This is a genomic window from Paenibacillus sp. BJ-4 (genome assembly GCF_020404765.1).
In the GTDB taxonomy this organism is placed as follows: domain Bacteria; phylum Bacillota; class Bacilli; order Paenibacillales; family Paenibacillaceae; genus Paenibacillus.
Genome location: NZ_JAIVEM010000186.1, coordinates 1 through 211 on the forward strand (window position 1 = coordinate 1; position 211 = coordinate 211).

The following is a 211-nucleotide window of genomic DNA, read 5'->3' on the forward strand; positions in this document are numbered from 1 at the left end:
CGGAAAGCGCCGGGTGGCTGTCTGGAGTGAAATCAGCGCGGGAGCATCCAGAGTGAAGCCGCTATGGAAGGACCATGGAATCTATTTGATTACGGGGGGCGCAGGGGGCCTCGGGCTTATATTTGCCGGCGAAATTGCCGGTCAAGCCAAGCATGCGACGCTGATTCTGACCGGCAGATCCCCGCTTAACGAAGACAAGCAGTCTGCGTTA

General features: G+C 57.8%; 1 protein-coding gene. It reads left to right on the forward strand.

Going from position 1 to position 211, the window contains the following annotated elements; translation table 11 throughout:
* On the forward strand, positions 1-211 hold a 211-nt coding region (locus LCF57_RS28435), incomplete at both ends, for a KR domain-containing protein (protein ID WP_225999640.1).